Here is a 1,088-nt window from a genome sequence, read left to right on the forward strand (position 1 = left end):
GCGGCAGCTCCTACATTGGAATTCTCGCCACTGGTCAGGAGAAGTGGCACTTTGCCGGTCGGCAGGTAAAGTGACAAAACCTGAAGGACTCAGGTGCTTCACCTTTCCGCTTCCGTCGTCGTAGTCGGTCCTCAAGCTGGGAGCCAGGTTGTCATCGGAAGACACCAACGATCACCGGAGGACCTCCTCAATGATCTCTCGTCTCGCAACACCCGACTGGGACGCCAAGGCGTATCAGCAGTTTTCCCGTCTCAGGCAACGACCGGTCAATGAATTGCTCGACCGTGTCGACTTGCAAAACCCGCAACGTATTTACGATCTGGGCTGCGGCACCGGCATTGCCACGCAGTTGCTGGCCGAACGCTGGCCGCGCGCGCAGTTGCAGGGTGTCGACAGCTCCACGCAGATGCTCGATGAAGCGCGCTGTCTGCCGATCCGGGCGCAGTGGAAGTGTTGCGATCTGCTCGACTGGCGGCCGGAGCAGCCAGCGGATCTGCTGCTCGCTGCCGCCGTACTGCACTTTATCGGGGGCCATGAAACGCTGCTGCCGCACCTGCTCGGTTATCTGAATCCCGGCGGTTGTCTGGCGGCGCACATGCCGGACTGGCGCGATGCGCTGTGGTATCGGCTGATGCTCGACACCCTCGAAGACGGCGGCCCCGGCGGCACGCCAATAGGCACACCAGAACTGCGTCAGCGCATGGCCGCACGGCCGTTGTTGGCACTGGAGGATTACTACCGTTTGCTCGCGCCGCTGACCTCGTCGCTGGATATCTGGGAGACCGAGCAGTTGCAGGTAGTCGACGGTAAATCGCCGGTGTATGACTGGGTGAAGGTCTCGGCGCTGCGGCCGGTGATGCAGGCGCTGAATTCAGCGGAACAGACGCGGTTTATTTATCACTACCTGATGCGGGTGCATGAGCATTATCCGCAGGAAGCGGACGGGCATACGTTGTTTGCGTTCAAGCGGATATTTATTGTTGCCACGGTTTGATTGGTCGCGGCCACTATTGCTATCGCTGGCAAGCCAGCTCCCACAGGGATTTTCAGCGAACACAGATTTTGTGCACACCTGAAAAACCTGTGGG

General features: G+C 59.7%; 1 protein-coding gene. It reads left to right on the plus strand.

Annotated elements, in window-relative coordinates; genetic code table 11:
• The first annotated feature begins 190 nt into the window (after positions 1 to 190).
• On the plus strand, positions 191 to 994 hold the full coding sequence (locus tag PMI23_RS29055; RefSeq protein ID WP_007917091.1) for a methyltransferase domain-containing protein: 804 nt from the start codon (positions 191 to 193) through the stop codon (positions 992 to 994).
• The last annotated feature ends 94 nt before the right edge of the window (positions 995 to 1,088 follow it).

Source organism: Pseudomonas sp. GM24, from assembly GCF_000282235.1.
In the GTDB taxonomy this organism is placed as follows: domain Bacteria; phylum Pseudomonadota; class Gammaproteobacteria; order Pseudomonadales; family Pseudomonadaceae; genus Aquipseudomonas.